General features: G+C 70.7%; 23 protein-coding genes. 15 read left to right on the top strand and 8 right to left on the bottom strand.

Going from position 1 to position 21,841, the window contains the following annotated elements:
• Positions 1–80 precede the first annotated feature (80 nt).
• On the bottom strand, positions 81–836 hold the full coding sequence (hypB, locus tag KUA19_RS23435; RefSeq protein WP_217398968.1) for a hydrogenase nickel incorporation protein HypB: 756 nt from the start codon (positions 834–836) through the stop codon (positions 81–83).
• 2 nt (positions 837–838) lie between these two features.
• On the bottom strand, positions 839–1,183 hold the full coding sequence (locus KUA19_RS23440; RefSeq protein WP_217398970.1) for a hydrogenase maturation nickel metallochaperone HypA: 345 nt from the start codon (positions 1,181–1,183) through the stop codon (positions 839–841).
• Between the two features lie 478 nt (positions 1,184–1,661).
• Between KUA19_RS23440 and KUA19_RS44620 the strand changes: the two genes are divergently transcribed.
• On the top strand, positions 1,662–4,145 hold the full coding sequence (locus KUA19_RS44620) for a malectin domain-containing carbohydrate-binding protein (RefSeq protein ID WP_217398972.1): 2,484 nt from the start codon (positions 1,662–1,664) through the stop codon (positions 4,143–4,145).
• A 100-nt stretch (positions 4,146–4,245) separates the two neighbouring features.
• On the top strand, positions 4,246–4,887 hold the full coding sequence (locus KUA19_RS23450; RefSeq protein ID WP_217398974.1) for a hypothetical protein: 642 nt from the start codon (positions 4,246–4,248) through the stop codon (positions 4,885–4,887).
• 13 nt (positions 4,888–4,900) lie between these two features.
• Here the strand turns inward: KUA19_RS23450 and KUA19_RS23455 are convergent, their stop codons facing one another.
• Positions 4,901–5,233: a hypothetical protein gene (locus KUA19_RS23455; protein WP_217398976.1), complete on the bottom strand. Its 333-nt coding sequence runs from the start codon at positions 5,231–5,233 to the stop codon at positions 4,901–4,903.
• Positions 5,234–5,363: 130 nt separating this feature from the next.
• Here KUA19_RS23455 and KUA19_RS23460 point away from each other — a divergent pair, with 130 nt between their 5' ends.
• Complete coding sequence (locus KUA19_RS23460) at positions 5,364–5,714, top strand: YciI family protein (protein ID WP_217398978.1); 351 nt, start codon at positions 5,364–5,366, stop codon at positions 5,712–5,714.
• A gap of 59 nt (positions 5,715–5,773) precedes the next feature.
• A complete protein-coding gene (locus KUA19_RS23465; RefSeq protein WP_308167614.1) occupies positions 5,774–6,988 on the top strand; it encodes an RNA polymerase sigma factor in 1,215 nt (404 codons plus the stop codon).
• 43 nt (positions 6,989–7,031) lie between these two features.
• Here the strand turns inward: KUA19_RS23465 and KUA19_RS23470 are convergent, their stop codons facing one another.
• The gene (locus KUA19_RS23470; RefSeq protein ID WP_217398981.1) at positions 7,032–7,364 is read right to left on the bottom strand and encodes a hypothetical protein; all 333 of its coding nucleotides are present in this window, start codon (positions 7,362–7,364) and stop codon (positions 7,032–7,034) included.
• A 198-nt stretch (positions 7,365–7,562) separates the two neighbouring features.
• Between KUA19_RS23470 and KUA19_RS44625 the strand changes: the two genes are divergently transcribed.
• Together KUA19_RS44625 and KUA19_RS23480 are read left to right on the top strand one after the other, a co-directional pair.
• On the top strand, positions 7,563–8,546 hold the full coding sequence (locus tag KUA19_RS44625) for a pentapeptide repeat-containing protein (RefSeq protein WP_217398983.1): 984 nt from the start codon (positions 7,563–7,565) through the stop codon (positions 8,544–8,546).
• Between the two features lie 100 nt (positions 8,547–8,646).
• Entirely contained in the window at positions 8,647–9,225 is a 579-nt protein-coding gene (locus KUA19_RS23480; RefSeq protein ID WP_372451832.1) for an LURP-one-related family protein, read from the top strand.
• Between the two features lie 46 nt (positions 9,226–9,271).
• On the opposite strand, the gene KUA19_RS23485 is transcribed toward KUA19_RS23480, so the two are convergent.
• Complete coding sequence (locus tag KUA19_RS23485; RefSeq protein WP_217398985.1) at positions 9,272–9,778, bottom strand: DinB family protein; 507 nt, start codon at positions 9,776–9,778, stop codon at positions 9,272–9,274.
• Positions 9,779–9,919: 141 nt separating this feature from the next.
• On the opposite strand from KUA19_RS23485, the gene KUA19_RS23490 reads away from it, so the two are divergent.
• The 9 genes from KUA19_RS23490 (at position 9,920) to KUA19_RS23530 (ending at position 18,616) form a co-directional block, all read left to right on the top strand.
• Positions 9,920–10,171, top strand: a complete 252-nt coding sequence (locus KUA19_RS23490; RefSeq protein WP_217398987.1) for a hypothetical protein — start codon at positions 9,920–9,922, stop codon at positions 10,169–10,171.
• 178 nt (positions 10,172–10,349) lie between these two features.
• Positions 10,350–11,132, top strand: a complete 783-nt coding sequence (locus KUA19_RS23495) for a 3-hydroxybutyrate dehydrogenase (protein ID WP_217398989.1) — start codon at positions 10,350–10,352, stop codon at positions 11,130–11,132.
• A 23-nt stretch (positions 11,133–11,155) separates the two neighbouring features.
• Positions 11,156–13,051, top strand: coding sequence for a helix-turn-helix domain-containing protein (locus tag KUA19_RS23500; RefSeq protein WP_254549958.1), 1,896 nt, complete (start codon positions 11,156–11,158; stop codon positions 13,049–13,051).
• Between the two features lie 137 nt (positions 13,052–13,188).
• Positions 13,189–13,809 (top strand): hypothetical protein, encoded by a 621-nt coding sequence (locus KUA19_RS23505; protein WP_217398993.1) that lies wholly within the window; start codon positions 13,189–13,191, stop codon positions 13,807–13,809.
• A 174-nt stretch (positions 13,810–13,983) separates the two neighbouring features.
• Positions 13,984–15,825 (top strand): MDR family MFS transporter, encoded by a 1,842-nt coding sequence (locus tag KUA19_RS23510; RefSeq protein WP_254549959.1) that lies wholly within the window; start codon positions 13,984–13,986, stop codon positions 15,823–15,825.
• Positions 15,826–15,923: 98 nt separating this feature from the next.
• Entirely contained in the window at positions 15,924–17,117 is a 1,194-nt protein-coding gene (locus KUA19_RS23515) for a cytochrome P450 (protein ID WP_217398995.1), read from the top strand.
• Positions 17,114–17,323: a ferredoxin gene (locus KUA19_RS23520; RefSeq protein ID WP_308167598.1), complete on the top strand. Its 210-nt coding sequence runs from the start codon at positions 17,114–17,116 to the stop codon at positions 17,321–17,323. Before KUA19_RS23515 ends, KUA19_RS23520 begins: the two co-directional genes overlap by 4 nt.
• Before the next feature lie 42 nt (positions 17,324–17,365).
• Complete coding sequence (locus KUA19_RS23525; RefSeq protein ID WP_217398997.1) at positions 17,366–17,887, top strand: hypothetical protein; 522 nt, start codon at positions 17,366–17,368, stop codon at positions 17,885–17,887.
• Between the two features lie 48 nt (positions 17,888–17,935).
• Positions 17,936–18,616, top strand: a complete 681-nt coding sequence (locus KUA19_RS23530) for a hypothetical protein (RefSeq protein ID WP_217398999.1) — start codon at positions 17,936–17,938, stop codon at positions 18,614–18,616.
• Positions 18,617–18,774: 158 nt separating this feature from the next.
• On the opposite strand, the gene KUA19_RS23535 is transcribed toward KUA19_RS23530, so the two are convergent.
• From KUA19_RS23535 to KUA19_RS23545, 3 genes are read right to left on the bottom strand one after another with little or no spacing between them, the layout of a single operon-like run.
• Positions 18,775–19,707: a branched-chain amino acid ABC transporter permease gene (locus KUA19_RS23535; protein ID WP_217399001.1), complete on the bottom strand. Its 933-nt coding sequence runs from the start codon at positions 19,705–19,707 to the stop codon at positions 18,775–18,777.
• Entirely contained in the window at positions 19,704–20,585 is an 882-nt protein-coding gene (locus KUA19_RS23540; protein WP_217399003.1) for a branched-chain amino acid ABC transporter permease, read from the bottom strand. The genes KUA19_RS23535 and KUA19_RS23540 overlap by 4 nt, the downstream gene beginning before the upstream one ends.
• Entirely contained in the window at positions 20,582–21,838 is a 1,257-nt protein-coding gene (locus tag KUA19_RS23545; protein WP_217399005.1) for an ABC transporter substrate-binding protein, read from the bottom strand. Before KUA19_RS23545 ends, KUA19_RS23540 begins: the two co-directional genes overlap by 4 nt.
• Positions 21,839–21,841 lie beyond the last annotated feature (3 nt).

A 21,841-nucleotide genomic window follows, 5' to 3' on the forward strand; every position in this document is an offset into this window, starting at 1 on the left:
ATAAACGGTGGCCTATCTCAAAGACTTTTCGTGGATCGAAATAGTCGTCATAGGCCAGCGTCTATGGCAAAGCGTGGAGGTCAGGCCGCGGCTGCCGCCGGAACCTGCGCTCGCAGCCAGTCGACCCAGGCGTCGACGCCCTCGCCGGTGCGGGCGCTCAGCCGTAGCGTCCGCGTGTCCGGGTTCACCGCGCGCAGGTTGGTCAGGAACGCGTCCAGGTCGAAGTCCAGGTACGGCAGCAGGTCGATCTTGTTGATCAGGACGAGCTCCACCGACCGGAACATCACCGGATACTTCAGCGGCTTGTCCTCGCCCTCGGTGACGGCGTACACCATGGCGCGGGCGGCCTCGCCGACGTCGAACTCGGCCGGGCAGACCAGGTTGCCCACGTTCTCGATCAGCAGCAGGTCGAGGTCGGCCAGCGGCAGCCGGGGCAGCGCGGAGCGGACCATCGGGGCGTCCAGATGGCACTCGCCACCGAACCCGTTGCTGGTGTTGACCAGCGCGATCGCCGCCCCGAGCCCGCCCAGCCGGTCGGCGTCGATGCTGGTATGGATGTCGCCCTCCAGCACCCCTACGCGTACGCCGTCCAGCCGCCGCAACGTCTGGCGCAGCAGCGTGGTCTTGCCCGCGCCGGGGGAGGACATCACGTTGACGGCGTGCACGCCGTGGGCGGCGAAGTCGGCGCGGTTGGCGGCGGCGGTGCGGTCGTTCTCGCCGAAGATGCGCTCCAGCACCTGGATCCGCTGCGCGCCCGTGGCGTAGCCGCTGTGGTCGTGGGCACCGCCGTCGTGGCTGTGTGCGGTGCCGTCGTCGTGGCGGTGGAACCGGCCCATCGTCATATCTCCGCTAGGTCGAGGGCGAGCAGCAGGAACTCCTCGCCGGTGAGCACGGTCAGCGAGAAGCCGCCGCAGCCGTGGCAGACGAACAGGGGCGGATCGGGGTCGATCCGGCTGACATGGCCGCAGTCGGCGCAGGAGACGGTGGCGTCGACGGTCTCGATCTCCAGCCGCGAGCCGTCGAGGACGGTCTCGGCGATGACCATGCGCCAGCAGAAGGCCAGGGTGTCCGGGACGATCTGCCGCAGGCGCCCGATCCGCAGGCTGATCGTGGTGACCGGGCGGTCGCCCGCGCGCTGGGTGACGAGGTCGGCCAGCGCTGCGCAGACCGACAGCTCATGCATCGGCGTACGTGTACGAGATGTCCTTGAAATCCATCATGCGAAGTTATACCTGAATGCCGTTTTCGGGGCAACGACCAGCCGTCGTCACGCCGTCCGGCGGCGCGCGCGGCAGTGCCCGAAGTCATCCCACGAATGGCGCCGGAATTCCGACAGTAAACCGGGTGAAGTGCGATCGAAAAGCTCATCGATGACCTTCGCAATGTGTCACCACCTGGCGATACAGCGCGATCTAGCAGTCGAGGGTCGGCAATGGCGGTCGGTTGTGCGCCATTGTCCGAACGGTCACATCGCGGCCCGCGCTCTTGCTTCAAAGGCTCGGCGGGACAAGGCTTTCCCCGACATCCGGCACCGTGTCCATTCCGTAGCGACGGCGTGAGGCGGTGCCGTCTTCTGTATCAGCGCCCGGTGGGAGAAACCTGTGAGACTTGGTCGGATCATGGTGGCCGGGGCGTGTGTCCTGGCGACCACACTCTGGGGGGTGGGTCCTGCGGCGGCGGTGCAGCCGGCGCACTCGACGATCCCCTCGGCCGTACCGTCGACCGCGACCCCGAACATCAACGACGGCACCGTCAACGCGATCGTGAAGGTGGGTGGCAAGGTCTTCGTCGGCGGCACGTTCACCGGCGTGACCGACCGCGGTCCGGGCACCAACTACGCCAAGCCGTACCTGTTCGCGTTCGACGCGAACACCGGCCTGGTCGACGCCACGTTCGCCCCGAACATCAACGACGAGGTCCTGGCCCTGGCCCCCGGGCCGGTCGCCGACACCGTCTACGTCGCGGGCCGGTTCACCGGCGTGAAGTCGGGCGGCTGGAGCAGGCTGGTGCTGCTCAGCACCGTCGACGGCGCAGTGGTCACCACCTTCAAGGCGCCGGCCATGAACGGCGCGGTCACCGCGGTCAAGCAGTTCGGCAGCCGGCTGCTGGTCGGCGGCTTCTTCACCACCGTCGGCGCGGCCACCCGCTACGGCCTGACCACGCTCGACGCGAGCACCGGCACCTTCGACACCTTCGCCGACATCGCGCTGACCGGACACCACAACTACAACGGCAGCGGCGCCAACTCCTCGGTCGGCCCGACCGATCTGGACATCACCCCCGACGGCACCCGCGCCGTCGTCATCGGCAACTTCAAGACCGCGGGCGGCGGCGACTACGACCAGGTCGTCCAGCTCGATCTGACCGGCGCGACCGCGACCGTCGCGAGCTGGCACACCAACCGGTTCGACGACGTCTGCAACCGGGGCGCCTTCGACAAGTGGGTGCGCGACGTCGACTACTCCCCGGACGGCAACTACTTCGTCGTCGTGAACACCGGCGGACCGTACGGCAGCGGCTCGCTGTGTGACAGCGCCTCGCGCTGGGAGACCTGGACCACCGGCGTCAACCTGCAGCCGACCTGGGTCGACTGGACCGGCGGCGACACGCTGCTGTCGGTGGCGGTCACCGGCGCCTCCGTGTACGTCGGCGGCCACCAGCGCTGGATGAACAACAGCTCCGGCGGCGACTCCGCCCAGCAGGGTGCCGTGGCCCGGCCGGGCCTGGCCGCGCTGGAGCCGGTCAGCGGCGTGCCGCAGACGTGGAACCCGGGCCGCCACCCGCGCGGCGTCGGCGCCTCGGCCCTGTACGCCACCGCCGACGGCCTCTACGTCGGCTCCGACACCGAGTACATCGGCAACTTCGACTACATGCGTGGCCGGATCGCCTACTTCCCGCTGGCCGGGGGTTACACCCCGCCTGCCGGGGTCGTCGGCGACCTGCCGACCGACGTGCACTTCCCGAACAGCACCGTGCCGTACACCGCGGGCGACGTGCTCTACCGCGTGAACGCGGGCGGCCCGCAGCTCGCCGCCACCGACGGCCGCCTGCCCTGGGCCGCCGACACCGACGACGCGCCGAGCCCGTTCCACAACACCGGCGGCACCGCGAACACGGTCACCTCGAACACGATCACCCTCGACGCCTCGGTTCCGGCGGGCACCCCGCCCGCCGTCTTCGACGACCTGCGCTACGACGGCTCGGCCGCGCCCGAGATGACCTGGTCGTTCCCGGTCGCGACCGGTACGCCGGTGGAGGTGCGCCTGTCCTTCGTCGCCCGCGACTGGGTCTACCACCTGCCCGGTGACCGGGTCTTCGACGTCAGCATCGACGGCGCCCTGGTCGCCAACGACTACGACACCGTGGCCCAGGTCGGCTACCGGGTGGCCCAGACGCTGACGTTCCCGGTGACCAGCGACGGCTCGATCGACATCAGCTTCGCCCACGTCGCCCAGGACCCGGGCATCGAGGCGATCGAGATCGTGCGCACCACCTCGGGCACGGGCCCCGGCCTGGCCAAGCGGTCGTACGACGGCGTCACCACGGCCGGCGCGCTCACCGCCGTCGGCGGCGCGGACGGCACCGTGTGGGCGAACCTGCGCGGCGCGTTCCTGGTGGACGACAAGCTGTTCTACGGCATGTCGAACAGCAACATGTACGTCCGCTCCTTCGACGGCGTCAACCTCGGCCCGGCGGCGCTGCTCAACCCGCACTCGGACCCGAGGTGGGACGGCGTGCCGACCCTGTCCGGCACGTCGGTCTACACCGGCGTCAAGTCCGGCCTGTACGGCGAGCTGCCCAACGTGCGCAGCATGTACTACACCAACGGGAAGCTGTACTACACCATCGCCGGGTCGAACGCCCTGTTCTGGCGCTGGTTCAGCCCCGACAGCGGCATCGCCGGCTCGGTGCGCAACCAGATCAACGGCAGCGGCAACTCCAGCGCCCTGGAGAACCTGTCCAACAACTCGGGCGTGCTGTTCGTCTCCGGCGGCTACGCCTGGTGGTCGCGCGGCGGCACCGACGGTCGCCTGATCAAGCGGGCCTTCGACGGTACGGCCTTCACCGGCTCCGCCGTCGCGGTCAGCGGCCCCGGCCTCGACGGCACCGACTGGCGCTCGCCGGGCGCGTTCCTGCGCGGCTGACCCACTCTCCGAAGTTGCCGGGCAATCGGGCGTGTCGTGCGCCGTCATTCGCCCGATTGCCCGGCAACTCCAGCGGCGGCCCGAGTGGCATGATCAACGGATGGAAGCCGCCGCCAAACCCTCCCTCGACCAGGTCCGCCGGTTCCACCTGGACAGGCTGAACGACATCCTGCGCCGCACGCCGCTGTGGGGCGGCGAGACGGCGCTGCGGTTGGTGGGCGACTCGTTGGCGTTCATCGACGGGCTCGAACACGCTTGGAAGGACGAGTACGAACGGCTGAGGGCCAGGGGCGGTGCGAACGCCCTCGGCGTGCGGGGCGCCTTCGGGCAGCACGTCTACGACGGGGCGAGCGACACTGCGGCATCATCGGTGTACGCCGAGTTCGCCTGGCGCCACGGCTGGCTGGAGCCCGACCGGACCCTCGCGGATCCGGACTACCGGCGCCTGCGCGAGGAGGTGGCGTGCTGGTCGGACCGCGACCACGACCTCGATGAGGTCAACGCGGAGTTCGGGCCGCCGTCGGTCCTGTTCGGCCCGAACGGACCGAGCAGCGCCAAGACATTGGCCTACGCCCCGGCCAGCCGCGAGCAGGACCTGGTGGCGTTCCACTTCGATGACGCCGGCGGATCGCGGCCCGGCCGGTCGGCGGTCCTGCTGGCCGTCCGGCTGGGCCATGGTCGCTTCCCCCAGGCGATGGTCTACACGCCCCTGGGCCGGGCATACCTGGACGATCCGCAGTAGCGAGGTGGTTCGCTCAGGCGGCCAGCGCCAGGCCGTAATTGTGCCCGGCCTTGCGTACGTGCCAGGTGCCGTGCACGACGCCCCGGTCGATCACCTTCGCCGTGAGCAGGTCACCGAGGTCGCTGAGGAACATCGGGTACAGCCGCCCGTCTGTTGCCCGCCAGACCACGTACGCCGCCGAGCGGCCGCGCTTGATCTCGACCATGGTCAGCGTCGTCTCGAAGGCCCGGTTGTGCTGCCAGCGCTGTTCGGCTGCCCGGTAGCCGTGCGCGAGGCTCGGATAGTGCTCCAGGTTGCCGTCCGGGTCCACGGGATAGCGCAGCAGGTTGTTGGTCTTGGGCGTCATGACAGAGATCATGGCGGAGCGGTGTGACACCGATCTCCTGAGATTTCGGCGTACGGTCTGTCGAATTCGCGCGACGTGTTCGACGTAACGGCGTAGGACTCCGGAACTCGAAGCAGGAAGGCAGCTCAACATGGCTCAGTACGCGGTTCTGATCTACGCCGGCGACTCCGCCCACCGCTCGGACGCCACCGCGCAGGACACCGCCCCGCACGACCGGCACGCCGAGGAGCTGGAGCGCTCCGGTGCCATGATCGCGGCGTACGCGCTGACGCCCCGGGACCTGGCCACCTCGGTCCGCGGCGATGTCATCACCGACGGCCCGTTCCTGGACGCCAAGGAGATCGTGGCCGGTTTCTACCTCCTTGAGGCACCCGACCTCGACGCCGCGCTGGCGATCGCCAGGCTCAACCCGGTGTGCCGGCTGGGCGGCGGGGTCGAGGTGCGCCCCGTCGCCGGTGGCGGGTTCGTGCAGCGCGGATGAGCGACCCGTCGGCCGTCGCGGCGGCCATCGTCGACGCGCATCGTCGCGAGTGGGCCCTGGTGCTCGCCGCGACGGTGCGCGTGGCCGGGGACCTGGACCTGGCCGAGGAGTGCGTGCAGGAGGCGTACGCGGCGGCGCTGCGCGGCTGGGCCCGCGACGGCGTGCCGAGCAACCCGGCGGCGTGGCTCACCACGGCGGCCAGGCGCCGCGCGACCGACGCGATCCGGCGCGACCTGACGTTCCGCTCGAAACTGCCGCTGCTGGTCACCCCCGAGGAGGCGGTCGCGGACACCGCGATGGAGCGACTGTTCGGCGAGGATCCTGCCGACGCTGAGGATCCTGACGATTCGGTGCCCGACGAGCGGCTGCGACTCATCTTCACCTGCTGCCATCCGGCGCTGGCGCCCGAGGCGCAGTTGGCGCTGACGCTGCGACTGGTGTGCGGCGTGCCCACGGCCGACGTCGCGAAGGCGCTGCTCGTCTCGGAGCCGACGATGGCGGCCCGTATCACCAGGGCGAAGAAGAAGATCTCCGGGGCCGGGATCCCGTACCGGGTGCCGCGCCCGGCGGAGCTGCCCGACCGCCTGCGCTCGGTGCTCGGGGTGATCCACTTGCTGTTCACCACGGGGCACACCGCGCCCTCGGGGGCGGACCTCGTGCGCGTCGACCTGGTGGACCGGGCCCTGCACCTGGCCCGGATGCTGCGTGAGCTGATGCCCGACGAGTCCGAGGTGCGCGGACTGCTCGCCCTGCTGCTGGTCACCGACGCGCGCCGGGCCACCCGGGTGGACGCCGCGGGCCGGTTGCTGCGGCTGGAGGAGCAGGACCGTTCGCGCTGGGACCGCGACGCCATCGCCGAGGCGCACGACCTGGTCGTGGCGGGGCTGCGGGGCGGGGCGGGGCGATACGTGCTGCAGGCGGCGATCGCCTCGCTGTACGCGCAGGCACCGTCGTACGAGGAGACCGACTGGGCACAGTCTGTCCAGCTGTACGACAGGCTGCTCGAAGTCTGGCCCTCGCCCGTGGTCGCCCTGAACCGGACCGTCCCGCTGGCCATGGTCGCCGGACCCGAGGTCGCGCTCACGGAGATCGAGAAGCTGGAGCGGGACCCGAGCCTCGCGGCCTACCAGTACCTTCCGGCCGTCAAAGCGGACCTGCTGCGGCGGTCGGGGCGTACGGCCGAGGCCCGGCGGGCGTACGAGCGGGCGCTGGCGCTCACGACCAACGAGGCCGAGCGGGCGTTCCTGCGCGACCGGCTGGCCGCCGCAGGCTGAGGCGCACCGGTCGAACCGGGCCGCGGCGGCCGCCCGCAGCTCCTCAGGCAGCACCCTGCTGGCGGACCCGGCGGACCGCCACGACGTACTCGGCCAGGTCGTGGCGGTGCGGCACGGGCGGCATCACGCCGGGCAGCGCCAGTTCGGCGGCGTACTTGCGGATCTTCGTGGGGTCCAGCGTGCCCGCCCGGCCGCGGGCGACCTCCTGCGTCCACCCGGTCCGTGGCGCCAGCAGCGCTCCGCCCGTTCCCCCATGCCGCTGCCTGCAACAGCCGCCTGCGCTCGACCATGTGGTCCTGCCCCCCGTCGTGTCTGCCGTGTTCGGCTCGTTCGAGGCAACGAGGTAGTGGATCACCGGAAACGGCCAGGTCGGCACGCCGGCATCGGGATAAGTGCAGGTCGCGTGCTGCCTGGTGGTAGTCGCACGGCTGCGGCGGGTCAAGGTTCGATAACACGATCGGACAACCCTGGCATCTCGGGCGGCCAGGGGTTGTACCCTCGCCGCCCCCGGCCTAGGTTTGTCGCCACGCGCCGGTGACCTGGGCAAACCTGGCGCCGAGAGGTGGGGTCGGCCGTGTGGCACGATGAGGCGCTCGTCGAACGGTGGCATGTCGCCACGGGACCGGACCTGCAGGACGAGATCGTCCGCCGGTTGCAGGCCGGGGAACCGCTGGACGGGCTGCCGATCGAGCGCGTGGACGGCCGCTGGGACCTGCGCGGCCTGGGCGTGCCGCACGTGCGTGCCATCGAGCCCGACTTCCGCGAACCGATGCTCGGCGGCACCTCCTACACGTTCGAGTTCGCGGCGCTGCCGACCGAGGTGGAGCTGCAGGGACGGCACCTGGCCGACCTGGACCTACGTGGGGCGCACCTGCCCCGGCTGCGACTGTTCAGCTGCGTGCTCGACAACTGCCGCTTCGACGGGGCATACCTGACCGGCCTGCGGATGTGGGCGACCGACGTGCTCGACTGCACCTTCGTGGCGGCGGAGCTGGGTCGGTCCTCGGTGGGCGGCTGGTATGCCAACCGGCCCAACCGGCTGCGCGGGGTCGACTTCAGCCACGCCGACCTGACCCGCCTGGGCTGCGGCGTGGCCGGGTTCACCGACGTCGACTTCTCCCACGCCCAGCTCGCCTGCACCAACTTCTGGCAGGCCAGCCTGGTGCGCTGCACGTTCGCGGGCGCCCTGCGCGAGGTGGTCTTCGACGGCCGGGTGCTGGAGCGCGACCGCAATCTCGGCCCCAATCCGATGCTCGACGTCGACATGGGCCGGGTGACCGCCTTCGACGACGTGGACTTCCGCGGCGTGAACTTCGATCGGGTCACCCTGCCCCCGGGACTGGACCTGCTGGTGGTGCGCGACGCGGCGCGCATCGACGCGGGCATCGCCAAGCTGGAGGGCTGCGACGACCAGTCCTCGCTGGTCGCGCTGGGGCGGCTGCAGTACCTGCGCCGGTTCATGGGCGTCAACGGCGGCAGCGACCAGGCCCTGCTCGACTTCGACGCGATCGCCGACCGGGCCGCCGCCGACCTGCTGCGCTCCCTGCTGGCGGGCTGATCGGCCGGTCACCTCCCGGGCGGGTGTCGCCGGGCCGTGGCACACTGTCGGCTCGCGGACACAAGAATGTCTCGCGACCCCCCACCCCCACGGAGGAACAGTGGATCTGTCCACTCTGCAGGCTCAGCAGACGCTGATCGTCAAGCAGCGCTTCACCATGATGATCAACCGGTACGAGGTCCGCACCGCGACCCCGGACGGCTCCGACGGCACCATGCTGGCCTTCGTCGAGCAGAAGCGCATGAAGCTCAAGGAAGAGGTGACGCTCTTCCGCGACGACACCAAGTCCGAGGTGTTCGCCGCGTTCAAGGCCCGCAGCGTGATCGACCTCGGCGCCACCTACGACGTCAAGGACCACAACGGGACGCCGATCGGCCTGTTCAAGAAGGACTTCGCCAAGTCGCTGCTGCGCTCGACCTGGCACCTGGAGTCGACCGACGGGTTCCGGACCACCGGCCAGGAGCGGAGCATCTTCGTGGCGCTGGTGCGCCGCTTCTCCGACCTGTCGTTCCTGCCCTACCACTTCGACTTCGTCGCCAGCGGCCGTCCGGTCTTCTCGGTGGAGAAGAAGTTCAAGCTGTTCCGCGACAAGTACACGGTGACCATCCACGACCCGCAGGCCGACCGTCGCCTCATCGTGGCCATGGCTGTCGCACTGGACGCGCTCCAGGGCCGCTGACCATTGTCGGGTGGCCCGGCCGGGTTCGGCCGGGCCACCGCGCGCGTCAGGCGCCGGTGACGCCGTCCACGCCCTCGCGCAGGAAGTCGGCGTGGCCGTTGTGCCGGGCGTACTCGTGGATCAGGTGCAGCATCACCATCCGCAGCGACACGTCCTCGTCCCAGCTCTTGCTGTACCCGGTCACGTCCAGCGACGCCGCCTCGCCCTCGATGCGGCGCGAGTGCTCGACCTCGGCCTGCCAGGCGGCGAACGCCTCGGCCCGGGTGGCGCCGGTGGCGTCGTACGCGACCTGGAAGTCGCCGCTGTCGGACCAGACCAGACCGATGTCCTCGCCGTCGATCACGCGGCGGAACCAGGCCCGCTCCACCTCGGCCATGTGCCGCACCAACCCGAGCAGCGACAGCGTGGACGGCGGCATGGAGCGCAGGCGCAGCTGCTCGTCGTCGAGGCCGTCGCACTTCCAGGCCAGCGTGGCGCGGTGGTAGTCGAGGAAGGCGCGCAGCATCTCGCGCTCGTCGGCAGTGGCCTTCGGGCCGATGCGTTCGGTGGTCATTCGCACGTGTCTACCAGCAGCGGCTCTTGTCAAGATCGCGGGGTCGCCGGAACGGGTGATCGACCTGGCCGTCCGGCTGCGGCAGGCTGAGCGACAAGTCCGAAATAAACGGACGAAAGGCTCAAAGGAAAGGCTACCGCCATGACCAAGGTACGACTCGCCGTCCTGCTGGCCGCCGCCGCGCTCGGGGCCACCACGATGGCGGTCCCCGCCGCGGCCGCCGACACGTACGCCTGCGCCGTCGTCACCCAACTGCCGCTGCTGCCACCGGTCAAGAAGGTGGTGGTGCTGCAGGCCAGCAGCCTTGCGCAGGCGATCAGGCTGGCGCCGGTCCTGAGCGCGGCGGTCGGCACGGTGCTCAGCGTCAACTGCGTCAAGAGCGGACCCGAGTAGCCAAACCCCTGAGGTGGCTGTCGCGACGGCCACCGGGGCCCGGCGCGCGCGTGGGCGAGTGCGCGCCGGGCCCACACCGCCACAGACACGCGCACATGTCCGCACACATGCGCGCCCGGTGCAGTATGTGGCCGCAGCCCATGTGATCGTCCGGCGCCGAAACCTAGGTTCTGGACTCATGACGGCATCACCTATGGCGCAGCGCCATGTCGTACACCTCGACCTCACCGGCCGCACCGCGATGGTGACCGGCGCGGGCAGCGGCATCGGCCGTGCCTGCGCGATACGCCTGGCCGCTGCGGGCGCTCGGGTGATCGTCGTCGACCGCGATGGCGTGGCGGCCGAGGTGGTCGCCGCCGAGATCGGCGGCATCGCCGCCGGCGTCGACCTGTCCGACCCCGCCGGGCTGGACTCCCTCGACGGCGCGGTGGACGTGCTGGTCAACTGTGCCGGGCTGCAGCACGTCGCGCCGGTGCAGGAGTTCGCCGCCGAGCGCTTCGGCTACATCCAGAAGGTCATGGTCGAGGCGCCGTTCCGGCTGGTCGGCAAGGTGCTGCCGCACATGTACGGCAACGGCTGGGGCCGCGTCGTCAACATCTCCTCGGTGCACGGACTGCGCGCCTCGGCGTACAAGTCGGCGTACGTGGCGGCCAAGCACGGGCTGGAGGGCCTGTCCAAGGTTGTCGCGCTCGAAGGCGCCGCGCACGGGGTCACCTCCAACTGCATCAATCCCGCGTACGTGCGCACCCCGCTGGTCGAGGGCCAGATCGCCGACCAGGCCCGCGCGCACGGGCTGGCCGAGTCGGAGGTCATCGAGAAGATCATGCTGGCCCGTGCCGCGATCAAGCGCCTGATCGAGCCGGACGAGGTGGCGGAACTGACCGCATACCTGTGCACGTCCGCCGCCTCGTTCATCACTGGCGCCTCGATCGCCATGGACGGCGGCTGGACCGCCAACTGATGCGCGTGGCAGGATCGGTCGCCATGTCGGGCGCGGAGTTCCTTGAGCTGCTGTCGCGCGAGGCCGCGGCCGTGGAGTTCGAGGGTCCGCTGGTCGCCGCGCGGGCCGCGGGCGCGTCCCCGGAACGCCTGGCCGAGCTGGAAGACGCCAAGCTGCTGGCGCTGCGGGTGCGCGGGCTGCTGGAGCGGCGCCGCCAGCGCGAGATGGAGCTGACCGGCCTGTACGAGACCGCCGGCGACCTGGCGGGCCTGCGGGACCTCGACGCGGTGCTGCGCGCGATCGTGCACCGGGCGAGGCGGCTGCTCAACACCGACATCGCCTACATGACGCTCAACGACGACGAGCGCGGCGACACCTACATGCGCGTCACCGACGGCTCGATCTCGGCGAAGTTCCAGGTGCTGCGGCTGCCGATGGGCACCGGACTGGGCGGTCTGGTGGCGCAGACGGGCACCCCGTACGCCACCGCGAACTACATGACCGACATGCGCTTCCAGCACAAGGGCGACATCGACAGCGGGGTGAGCGAGGAGGGCCTGGTCGCCATCCTGGGCGTACCGCTGCGGCTGGGCTCGCGCGTCATCGGCGTGCTGTACGCCGCCAACCGCTCCGCCCGTCCCTTCGCCCGCGAAGAGGTCGCCCTCATGGTGTCGCTGGGCGCGCACGCCTCCGTCGCCATCGACACCGCCCGGCTGCTCACCGAGACCCGGGCCGCGCTGGAGGAGCTGTCGGCCGCCAACGCGGTCATCCGCGCCCACAGCGCCTCGGTCGAACGCGCCGCCGCCGCCCACGACCGGATGACCGGCCTGGTGCTGCGCGGCGGCGGCGTCGAGGACGTGGTCGCCGCGGTCACCGAGGTGCTCGGCGGCGACCTGGTCGTGCTCGACCCCGACGGCCGCCCCGTCGCCGCCGTCGGCGGCCTGGGCGAACTCGAACCGGCCCGGGTCGCCGAGGCCCTGTCCGCCTCGCGCCTGGAAGGCCGCGCGGTACGCCGCGACGGCCTGTGGGTCGCCGCCGTGGTCGCCGGTGCCGACGACCTCGGCGCACTCGTGCTGCGTCCCGAACGCGAGCTCGTCGACGCCGACCAGCAGATCCTGGAGCGCGCCGCGCTCGTCACCGCGCTGCTGACCCTGTTCCGCCGGGCGTCGTCGGAGGCCGAGGGCCGGGTGCGCGGCGAGCTGCTCGACGACCTGCTCGCCGAGCCGGTGCGCGACCCGGCCGCGCTGCGCGAACGCGCCCGGCGCCTGGGCGTGGACCTCGACGCCCCGCACGTGGTGGTGGCGGTGCGGGCCGAGACCGGCCCCGGCCAGCAGCGCGGGCGGGCGCTGTCGTGGGCGGGCACGTACGCCTCGGCCCGTACCGGCCTGGCGGCGGCCCGTGACGGCTGGGTGGTGCTGCTGCTGCCCGGCGCCGAACCGGGTCCCGCCGCGCAGGCGGTGGTCCGCGAGCTGACCCGGGTGCTGGGGCGCCCGGTCACGGCGGGTGGCGGCGGCCCGGCCGGTGGTCCCGGGTCCCTGGGGGCGGCGTACCAGGAGGCGGTGCGCTGCGCCTCGGCGCTGATCTCGCTGGGGCGCACCGGCGAGGGCGCGGGCAGCGCCGAACTGGGCTTCGTCGGCCTGCTGCTCGGCGCGGTGAGTGACCGCGACGGCGGCGACGTGCAGGAGTTCGTCCGGCAGACCATCGGCGCGATCGTCGACTACGACACCCGCCGCGGCACCACGCTGCTGGCCACGCTCGAGGCGTACTTCGGCTCCGGCGGCAGCCTCGCCCGCGCCGCCGAACGCCTGCACGTCCACGTCAACACCGTCACCCAGCGGCTGGAACGCGTCGGCAACCTGCTCGGCGCCGACTGGCAGGCCCCCGCCCGCTCGCTGGAGATCCAGCTAGCCCTCCGCCTCCACCGCCTCCGCAACCTCTAGGTAAGGAGGGGCCCCTTCTTATCGCTTTGCGTAGAGGAAGGGCCCCTTCTTAACGGCAGGTTGCCGAGCGGTGGGGCAGTGACCTGTTGGCGACATGAGGTGGCTCGCCGACCCGGCGCCAACCCATCCTGTACCGCATGCGAACGAGATTGATGCTGACAGGTCTGGCGGCGGCCGCCGCGCTCATGATGTCCGCCTGCGGCCCGGAGGATCCGGGGGCCACGGGCGCTTCCCCGGCGGCGGGCGCGTCAACCGCCACCGGTGCCAGTCCCGCGGCGAGCCCTGCGGACGGCGGCTCGGCTGACCGCGACGGCTGTCTGACAGGGACGTGGCAGGTTGACGTTGACGACATGGCCAAGCAGGCGGCGGCCATGATGGCGCAGATGGACGCCAAGGGAGCCGGTACCGGCACCATCACGCTGTCCTTCGGCGACAAGATGACCATCAAGTACAACGCGAACATCGCGATCAGCGTGCCGATGGGCAGCGGCCTGACCATGAAGGTCGACTCGAAGTACACCGGCACCGCCACGAGCTCTGACTGGACCTCCAAGGGCGGCAAGATCGCCGGGACCATGCCGACCGACGACGTGAAGGCCGACATGAAGGCCACTGTCGGCGGCAAGACGGTCCCGATGACCACGATCCCGTTCAAGGGCGCGATGGATCTGCGCCAGGGTGCCCTCGCCTACACCTGCTCCGGCTCGTCGGCGACGCTGGCCGCACCCACCGTGACCTGGCATCTCACCAAGGCCTGAGCCTGGCGGCCCAAGGCCGTCAAGAAGGGCACCTTCTTCTACGCAACGCGAGCGGAGCTGCTGCTCGTCTCGCTGACGCGAGCCGACGAAGGTGCCCTTCCTTACTCTCGTAGTGGTGTAGTGCACAGGGGGAAACTTTGCACAGTGTGCAAAGTTGGTGGCAAGGTCGATCCCATGACCCCCGGCCACCACACCCCCCGCCACCTGCGCATGGGCCACCGCGAGATCCTCGAGTCGCTCAGCGGCCTGCTGCTCGTGCTGTTCGTCGCGATGATCAGCTCGACCATCGTGTCCACCGCGCTGCCCCGCATCATCGGCGAGCTCAACGGCACCCAGACGCAGTACACCTGGGTGGTCACCGCCACGCTGCTGGCCGCCACCGCCACCACCCCGATCTGGGGTCGGCTGTCGGACATGTTCGGCAAGAAACTGCTGGTCATGGTCGCGATCACGATCTTCGTGGCGGGATCGCTGCTCAGCGGGTTCGCGCACGACACCAGCCAGCTCATCGCGTTCCGGGCGGTGCAGGGCATCGGCGTCGGTGGGCTGCAGGCGCTGGTGCAGATCGTGATCGCCTCGATGATCCCGCCCCGCGAGCGCGGCCGGTACAACGGCTACCTCGGCGGCGTGATGGCGGTGGCGACCCTGGCCGGACCACTGCTGGGCGGCCTGATCGTGGACACCTCGTGGCTGGGGTGGCGCTGGTGCTTCTTCGTCGGCGTACCGATCGCGGCGCTGGCCTTCGCGCTGCTCTGGTTCACCCTCGACCTGCCCCGAACGCCCCGAGTCAAGGCGAAGATCGACTACGCGGGTGCGCTGCTGATCACCGCCGGGGTGAGCACGCTGCTGGTCTGGGTGTCGTTCGTCGGCGACTCGTTCGCCTGGCTGTCGACCCAGAGCTACGCCATGGTTGGCGGTTCGGTCGCGGTTCTCGCTTTGGCGGTATGGGTCGAGCTGCGCGCCGAGAGCCCCGTCGTGCCGATCACGGTCATCGCCAAGCGGGTGCCCGCCCTGGCCATCCTGGCCAGCCTCGCCGTCGGCATGGCCATGTTCGGCGGCTCGGTCTTCCTCGGCCAGTACTTCCAGATCGGCCGCGGCTACAGCCCCACCGAGGCCGGGCTGCTCACCATGCCGATGATGCTCGGTGTGGTCATCTCCTCGACCATCAGCGGCAAGATGGTCACCAAGTCCGGCCGGATCAAGCCGTACCTGGTGACGGGCACGATCGCGCTGGTCGCCGGGTTCCTGGGCCTGTCGTTCATCGACCACACCACCCCGCTGCCCGCCATCGGCGCCGGGATGCTGCTGGTCGGCCTGGGCGTCGGCATGACCATGCAGAACCTGGTCCTGGCCGTGCAGAACACCACCGAACGCAAGGACCTCGGCGCCGCCACCGGCTCGGTGACCTTCTTCCGCTCGCTCGGCGGCACCATCGGCGTCTCGGTGCTCGGCGCCGTGCTCGCCGACCGGGTCCAGTCGATCATCGCCGAGCACCTGGCGGCGGCCGGAATGTCCGCGGGTTCGGGCGGCGGCTCGCTCAACCTGGCCGCGCTGCCGCCCGCCGCGCAGGCCATCGTCCGCGAGGCGTACGGCGACGCCACCGGCCACGTCTTCCTCATCTCGGCCGCCGTGGCCCTGATCGGCGTACTCGCCGCCCTGTTCCTGCCCACGATCGTGCTGCGGTCCAGCGTCGACGCCCCGGCTGCGGGCTCGCATACCGAGGCCGCGACGCAGGCGGGCTCGCACACCGAGGCCGCGACGCGGGCCGGGCAGGCGCCCGTCGCGCCCGCACACCAGGCGGTCGCGCATGCCGGGTTCGTCCCACGCCAGCCGATGCCGGCGGTGCCGCGTCCCGTGCCGCACGCGCCCCAGGCGCACGCCTACCGGCCCGCCGGGTACACCCCGGCACACCGGCGCGGCGGGCCCACCCCGCTCGCGGGAGCCCGTGCCGGTGCGAGCGGGTACGGCGAACCCAAGCGGGGCCCCTGGCAGGGACGCGGCGACTGGGAGCCGTGACCTGCATCGATGTCCGTTTTTAACCGGCCGCCGGGTAGAACCGGCAAAACCTGACATTTCCTTGTAGCTTGGAAGGGTCTCCGGCCCAGGGAGGAACGATGTCAGACACGCTGGCCACCCGCATTCCCGCCTACCCGTTCGGCAACGACGGCCTCGATCCGAGACTGCCCGACTTCGGCCAGGAAGGAGTCGGCCGGGTGCAGCTGCCCACCGGGCAGCAGGCCTGGCTGTTCACCCGGCACGAACACCTGCGCGAGCTGCTGCGCAGCCCCGACTTCTCCAGCGACTTCAGTCGCCCCGGGTTCCCACTGATCCGGCCGCTGCCCAAGGAGATGCCGCAGCGTGAGGGCTCGTTCATCCGGATGGACCCGCCTGACCACACCAAGTTCCGGCGGATGCTCACCCCCGAGTTCATGATCAAGCACATCCGGACGCTGGAGCCGCTGATCCAGCAGACGGTGCTCGAGGCGCTGGAGTCGATGCGGGCCGCGGGCAAGCCCGCCGACCTGGTCGAGCACTTCGCCCTGCCGGTGCCGTCGATGGTCATCTGCCACCTGCTCGGCGTGCCGTACACCGACCACGAGTTCTTCCAGGAGCGCAGCCGCATCCTGCTGGCCTGGGCCAGCCCGCCCGAGCAGGTGCAGACCGCCATCGAGGAGCTGCGCGACTACCTGGTCCGGCTGATCGCCGACAAGCGGCGGAACCCCGGCGACGACATGATCAGCCGCCTCGCCGTGGAGCGCGTCGAGACCGGCGAGATGACCGAGCGGGAGCTGGTCGGCCTGTCGGTGCTGCTGCTCATCGCCGGGCACGAGACCACGTCGAACATGATCGGGCTGAGCGCGCTGGTCATGCTGCAGCACCCGGCCCAGCTGGAACGGCTGCGCCAGGACCCGGCCCTGATCGACGACACGGTCGAGGAGCTGCTGCGCTACCTGACCATCGTGCGCACCGGGCTGACCCGGGTCGCCATCCGCGACACCGAGGTCGGCGGGCACCGGGTCGCGGCGGGGGAGGGCGTGATCGGGCTGCTCTCGGCCGCCAACCGGGATGAGGACGTGTTCCCCGACGCGGAGCGGTTCGACCTGACGCGCGGCTCGCATCAGCACATGGCGTTCGGGTTCGGCATCCACCAGTGCATCGGGCAGCCGCTGGCCCGCGCGGAGCTGCGGATCGCGCTGGCGGAGCTGTTCACGCGCCTGCCGGGGCTGGAGCTCGCGGTCGATCCGAGCAGCGTCGAGTTTCGCGACGCGGTCGTGTTCGGGGTGCGGGAACTGGAGGTGACCTGGTGAGTGGTGTGCTACGGGTCGCGGTGGACCGGGAGGCGTGCTGCGGGTCGGGCAACTGCGTGCGTACCGCGCCGGAGGTGTTCGATCAGGACGACGCCGACGGCCTGGTGCTGCTGCGCCAGCCCGAACCGCCGGAGGTGGAATGGACGGCGGTACGCGAGGCCGCCTACAACTGCCCCGCCGCCGCCATCGAGGTCACCGAGGCCTGACCTTCTATGAGGTTTGTCGGACCTGTCGGTGAGGATGCGTCCATGACAGACCTCCTCGCGCGGATCCACGCCACGCCCGGGCTCGCCGAGCTGCTCGCGTGGCGTTTCGACTTCGACCTGACCCGCACCGACTCGGTCGAGCAGGTGCATCTGGCCGGTGGCGAGCCGCTGACGCCGATCGCGGGTGACGCCAGCGGTGGCACCTTCCTGCTCACCCCGTCCGGCGCGGTCGTGTACGCGGGCTCGGAGGGCGAGGGCGGCCTGGTCGCGCACAGTCTGCGCGACGCGCTGGCGCTGAGGGTCGGCCTGCCGAGCCTGCACGACGCGCTAGCCCTGCCGCTCGGCGACGAGCTGCTCCGCTCGCTGGCCGAGGCCGACGACTTCATCCGCGAGGACGACGCCATGGACCCGGACGGGCAGACCCTGGACGAGGCGCGGGCCCACGCACGGCAGGCGCTGGACCTGCCGCACGCCGATGGCCTGCTCGCGGCGCTGCACGCGGCGGCGGCCGACGAGGCCTACCGGCCGATCAGTGAACACGGCCCGTACGAGCCGATGGGGTGACTTGCGGATCGGCCATACCCTGGCGGCCCTGTCGCGAAGGGTGGGCCGGTGCAGATAACCGAGGTGAGCGTCATCGGCGTGCGCTCGGCGGTGGTGACCTTCCGCAGCCCGCACACCGCGCTGCGATTCACGCTGTTCCCGATGCTGCACCTCGGCCGGGCCGGCTTCTACCGGCGCGTCACCACGATGATCGGCGCCTGCGACCTGATCGTGGCCGAGGGCTACGACGGGCCGAGCTCGGTCGGGCTGGCCTATCTCACCGCCATGCGCTGGACGCGGCAGCGGGCCAGCCAGGGCCTGGTCCATCAGAACATCGACTACGCGGCGCTGGACGTGCCGGTGATCTGGCCGGACCGGCTCACCCGCAGGACCGCGCACGCCCGCCGCATGCCCTGGCACGGCTGGCTGGACCTGCTGCTGCTCGTGCCCGCCCTCGTGGTCACGATGGCGGTCGGCGGCAGGCAGCGGCTGATGGCCCGGTCGTTCGAAGTGGACGACACCACCGACGCGCGGCCATTCCTGGGCTTCCTGAAGAAGCCGATGCTGACCGACCGGGACGCCGAGCTGGTGGCCGCCCTGACCGAGCTGCACCAGACCCGTGCGGCCGAGGCCATCGAGGTGGCTGTGGTGTACGGCGCCGCCCACCTGCCCGCGGCCTGCCGCGGCCTGGCCGACCTCGGCTACCGCCCCCAGCGCGGCGCCGAGTGGCTGTCGGTGATCGACTACTGAGCGGCGTGGCAGAGTCGGATGGATGAGGAGCACGACGGCGGGGATGCGGGCAGGTGCGGTCTGAGTGGTCTGACCAGACCAGCGCATCATCACATCAGTGATCTGTCAGGCGGCCCGTCGGCACGGGAGCCGAAAGGCCGCCTGACATGCGCACAGGGTCAGCGCCGACCTGCCAGGCGGGTGGCGAGCTGGGCGAGGCTGCCCCAGATGCCGCGGCGGAACAGCAGCACCGCGAGCACGAACACCGCCCCGGTGACGAGGCCGACCTGCTCGAATCCGGAGAACGCGAGCCAGTCCTCCAGCCGTACCACCAATGCGGAGCCGACCGCCCCGCCCCACAGCGTGCCGATCCCGCCCAGCACGACGATGATCACGGCCTTGCCCGACGTGGTCCAGTGCAGCGTGTCCAGCGACACGAACCGGTGCGCCATCGCGAACAGCCCGCCGCCGAGCCCGGCCAGGAACGCCGACAGCACGAACGCCAGCAGCTTGTACCGGTGCACCGGATACCCCAGCGCCCGCGCCCGCGCCGGGTTGTCCCGCACCGCGACCAGCACCCGCCCGAACGGCGAGTGCACGATCCGCCACGCCGCCAGCACGCCGAGCAGCACCAAAGGCAGTGCCGCGTAGTAGAACCAGTATTCATCGGACAGATCGAGCCCGCCGAGCGTGCGCGGCACGTCCTGCAGGCCGTTCTCGCCCCGGGTCACCGACCGCCACTCGTTGGCGATGTAATACACCATCTGCGCGAACGCCAGCGTGACCATGGCGAAGTAGATCCCGGTCCGCTTGACGGCCAGATACCCGATCGGCAGTGCCAGCGCCGCCGCGGCCAGCGCCCCGGCGAGCACCGCCAGCGGGAACGGCCACCCGCTGTCGATCGCGACCAGCCCGGTCACGTACGCCGAGGTGCCCCAGAAGGCGGCGTGACCGAACGACAACAGCCCGGTGTACCCGAGCAGCAGGTCGACCGCGACCGCGAACAGCACCCAGCACAGGATGTCCACCGCCACCGCCGGGTAGAGCCCGTTGGGCAGCCAGAGCGCGACCGCCAGCCCGGCGACCGCGAGCTCGGGTCGTACCCACCTCATGCCGCCATCTCCTCTCGCCCGAACAGGCCGGTCGGCCGCCACAGCAGCACCGCCGCCATCACCACGAACACGGTGATCTGGGCGACGATGGGCCAGTTCGACGCGTACGCCTCACCCCACGCCTGCACCAGCCCGATCGCGAACGCCGCCGCCACCGAACCGAACACCGACCCCAGCCCGCCGATCACCACGACCGCGAACACCACGATGATCAGATCGCTGCCCATCAGCGGGTTCACCGCCCGCATCGGCGCCGCCAGCACCCCGGCCAGCCCGGCCAGGGCCACCCCGAACCCGAACACCGGTGTGATCCACCGCCCGACGTCGATGCCGAGCGCCCGGGTGAGGTCGGGCCGCTCGGTCGCGGCGCGCACCACCACCCCGACCCGGGTCCGGGCCAGCACCAGCCATACCGCGACACACGCCGCGAGCGCGAAGCCGAGCACGAACACCCGGTACGCCGGGAAGTCGAACAGGCCCAGGTCGAGCGTGCCGTCCAGGCCCGCCGGGGTGGCGTACGGGGTGGACTGCACGCCGTAGCGCCACTTGACCAGGTCCTGCAGGATCAGCGCGAGCCCGAACGTGAGCAGGAAGTTGTAGAGCGGATCGAGCCTGGTCAGCCGGTGGATGAACGCCCGCTCCAGCACCATGCCGCCGATGCCGAGCACCACCGGCACGATCAGCAGCGCCCACCAGAACGGCAGTCCGGCGCTGTCCAGCAGCAGGTACGCCCCGAAGGCGCCGAGCATGTAGACCGTGCCGTGGGCGAAGTTGACCACCCGGAGCATGCCGAAGATGACGGCCAGGCCGAGGGCGAGCAGGGCCAGGAAGGCCCCGCTCACCAGCCCGTTGAACGTGTTCTGCAGGAAGCCGGTCACAGGTGGCAGTCCGGCGACGGGGCCCGGAACGCCTCGGCGGCCGGGATGGTCTTGAGGATCTTCACGTAGTCCCACGCCTCGGTGACGTCCTTGCCCGCCTTGACCTGGGCCAGGTACGCGTCGTGGATGACCCGGTGGTCCTCGGCGCGGATCTTGCCGTTACGCAGGAAGACGTCGTTGATGCTCTTGCCTTCGAGCTGCCTGATGACCTCGTCGGCGTTGTCGGTGCCCGCCGCCTGCACGGCCTCCAGGTACTGCATGGCCGCCGAGTAGTTGGCGGCGTGCGCGAACGTCGGCCGCACGCCGGTGGCGGCCAGGAACCGGTCGGCGAAGGCGCGGTTCTGGGCGTCGAAGTTCCAGTACCAGGCGTCGGTGTAGGTGGTGCCCGCCAGCGCGTCCGGGGTCAGCGAGTGGATGTCGGTCAGGAACATCAGGCCCACAGCCAGGCCGATGCCCTTGTCGCGCAGCTTGAACTCGTTGTACTGCTTGACCACGTTCACCAGCTCGGCCCCGGCCTGCATGGTGCCCAGCACGTCCGGCTTCGGGTTCAGCGTCGGCGCCTTGAGCAGGTACGTCGAGTAGTCGCCGCTGGTGTTCGGGAACGGGGCGGCGTCGCGGGCCACCACGGAACCGCCCGCGGCGGAGATCGCGGCCGAGAAGCTCTTCTCCATGTCCTGCCCGAACTGGTAGTTCGGGTAGAGCACGTACCAGTTCTTGGCGCCCTGCTCGGTGGTGCTCTTGCCGGTGCCGTTGGCCAGCATGTACGTGTCGTAGGCGTAGTGGAACGTGTACTTGTTGCACTTGGCGCCCGTCAGCGTCGTGGTGGCGGCGGAGATGTTGAAGTAGAGCTTCTTCTTCTCCTTGGCCACGTCGGCGACTTTCTCGGCGGCCGAGGAGGTCGGCACGTCCAGCATCACGTCGACGGCCTTGCGGTCGTACAGCTCGGCGGCCTTGGTGTTGGCGATGTCGGGCTTGTTCTGGTGGTCGGCGGTCTCCACGCTGATGTCGGTGGTGACGGCCTTGTCGCCGTACTTGGCCTTGAAGTCGGCGATGGCCAGCTCCACGGCCTTGACCGAGTTCTTGCCCGACAGCTGCGCGTACGCGCCGGACTGGTCGTTGAGCACGCCCAGCACGATCTTGTTGTCGCTGATCTTCGCGCCGCTGTCGGCCTTCGGGCCGCCCCCGCCGCAGGCGGCGGCGAGCAGGGCCGTCGCGGCGAGCACCGCGGAGATCCGGAACCTAGATGTCGTCATTGA

The sequence above is a fragment of the Catellatospora tritici genome, assembly GCF_019083965.1.
In the GTDB taxonomy this organism is placed as follows: Bacteria; Actinomycetota; Actinomycetes; order Mycobacteriales; family Micromonosporaceae; genus Catellatospora; species Catellatospora tritici.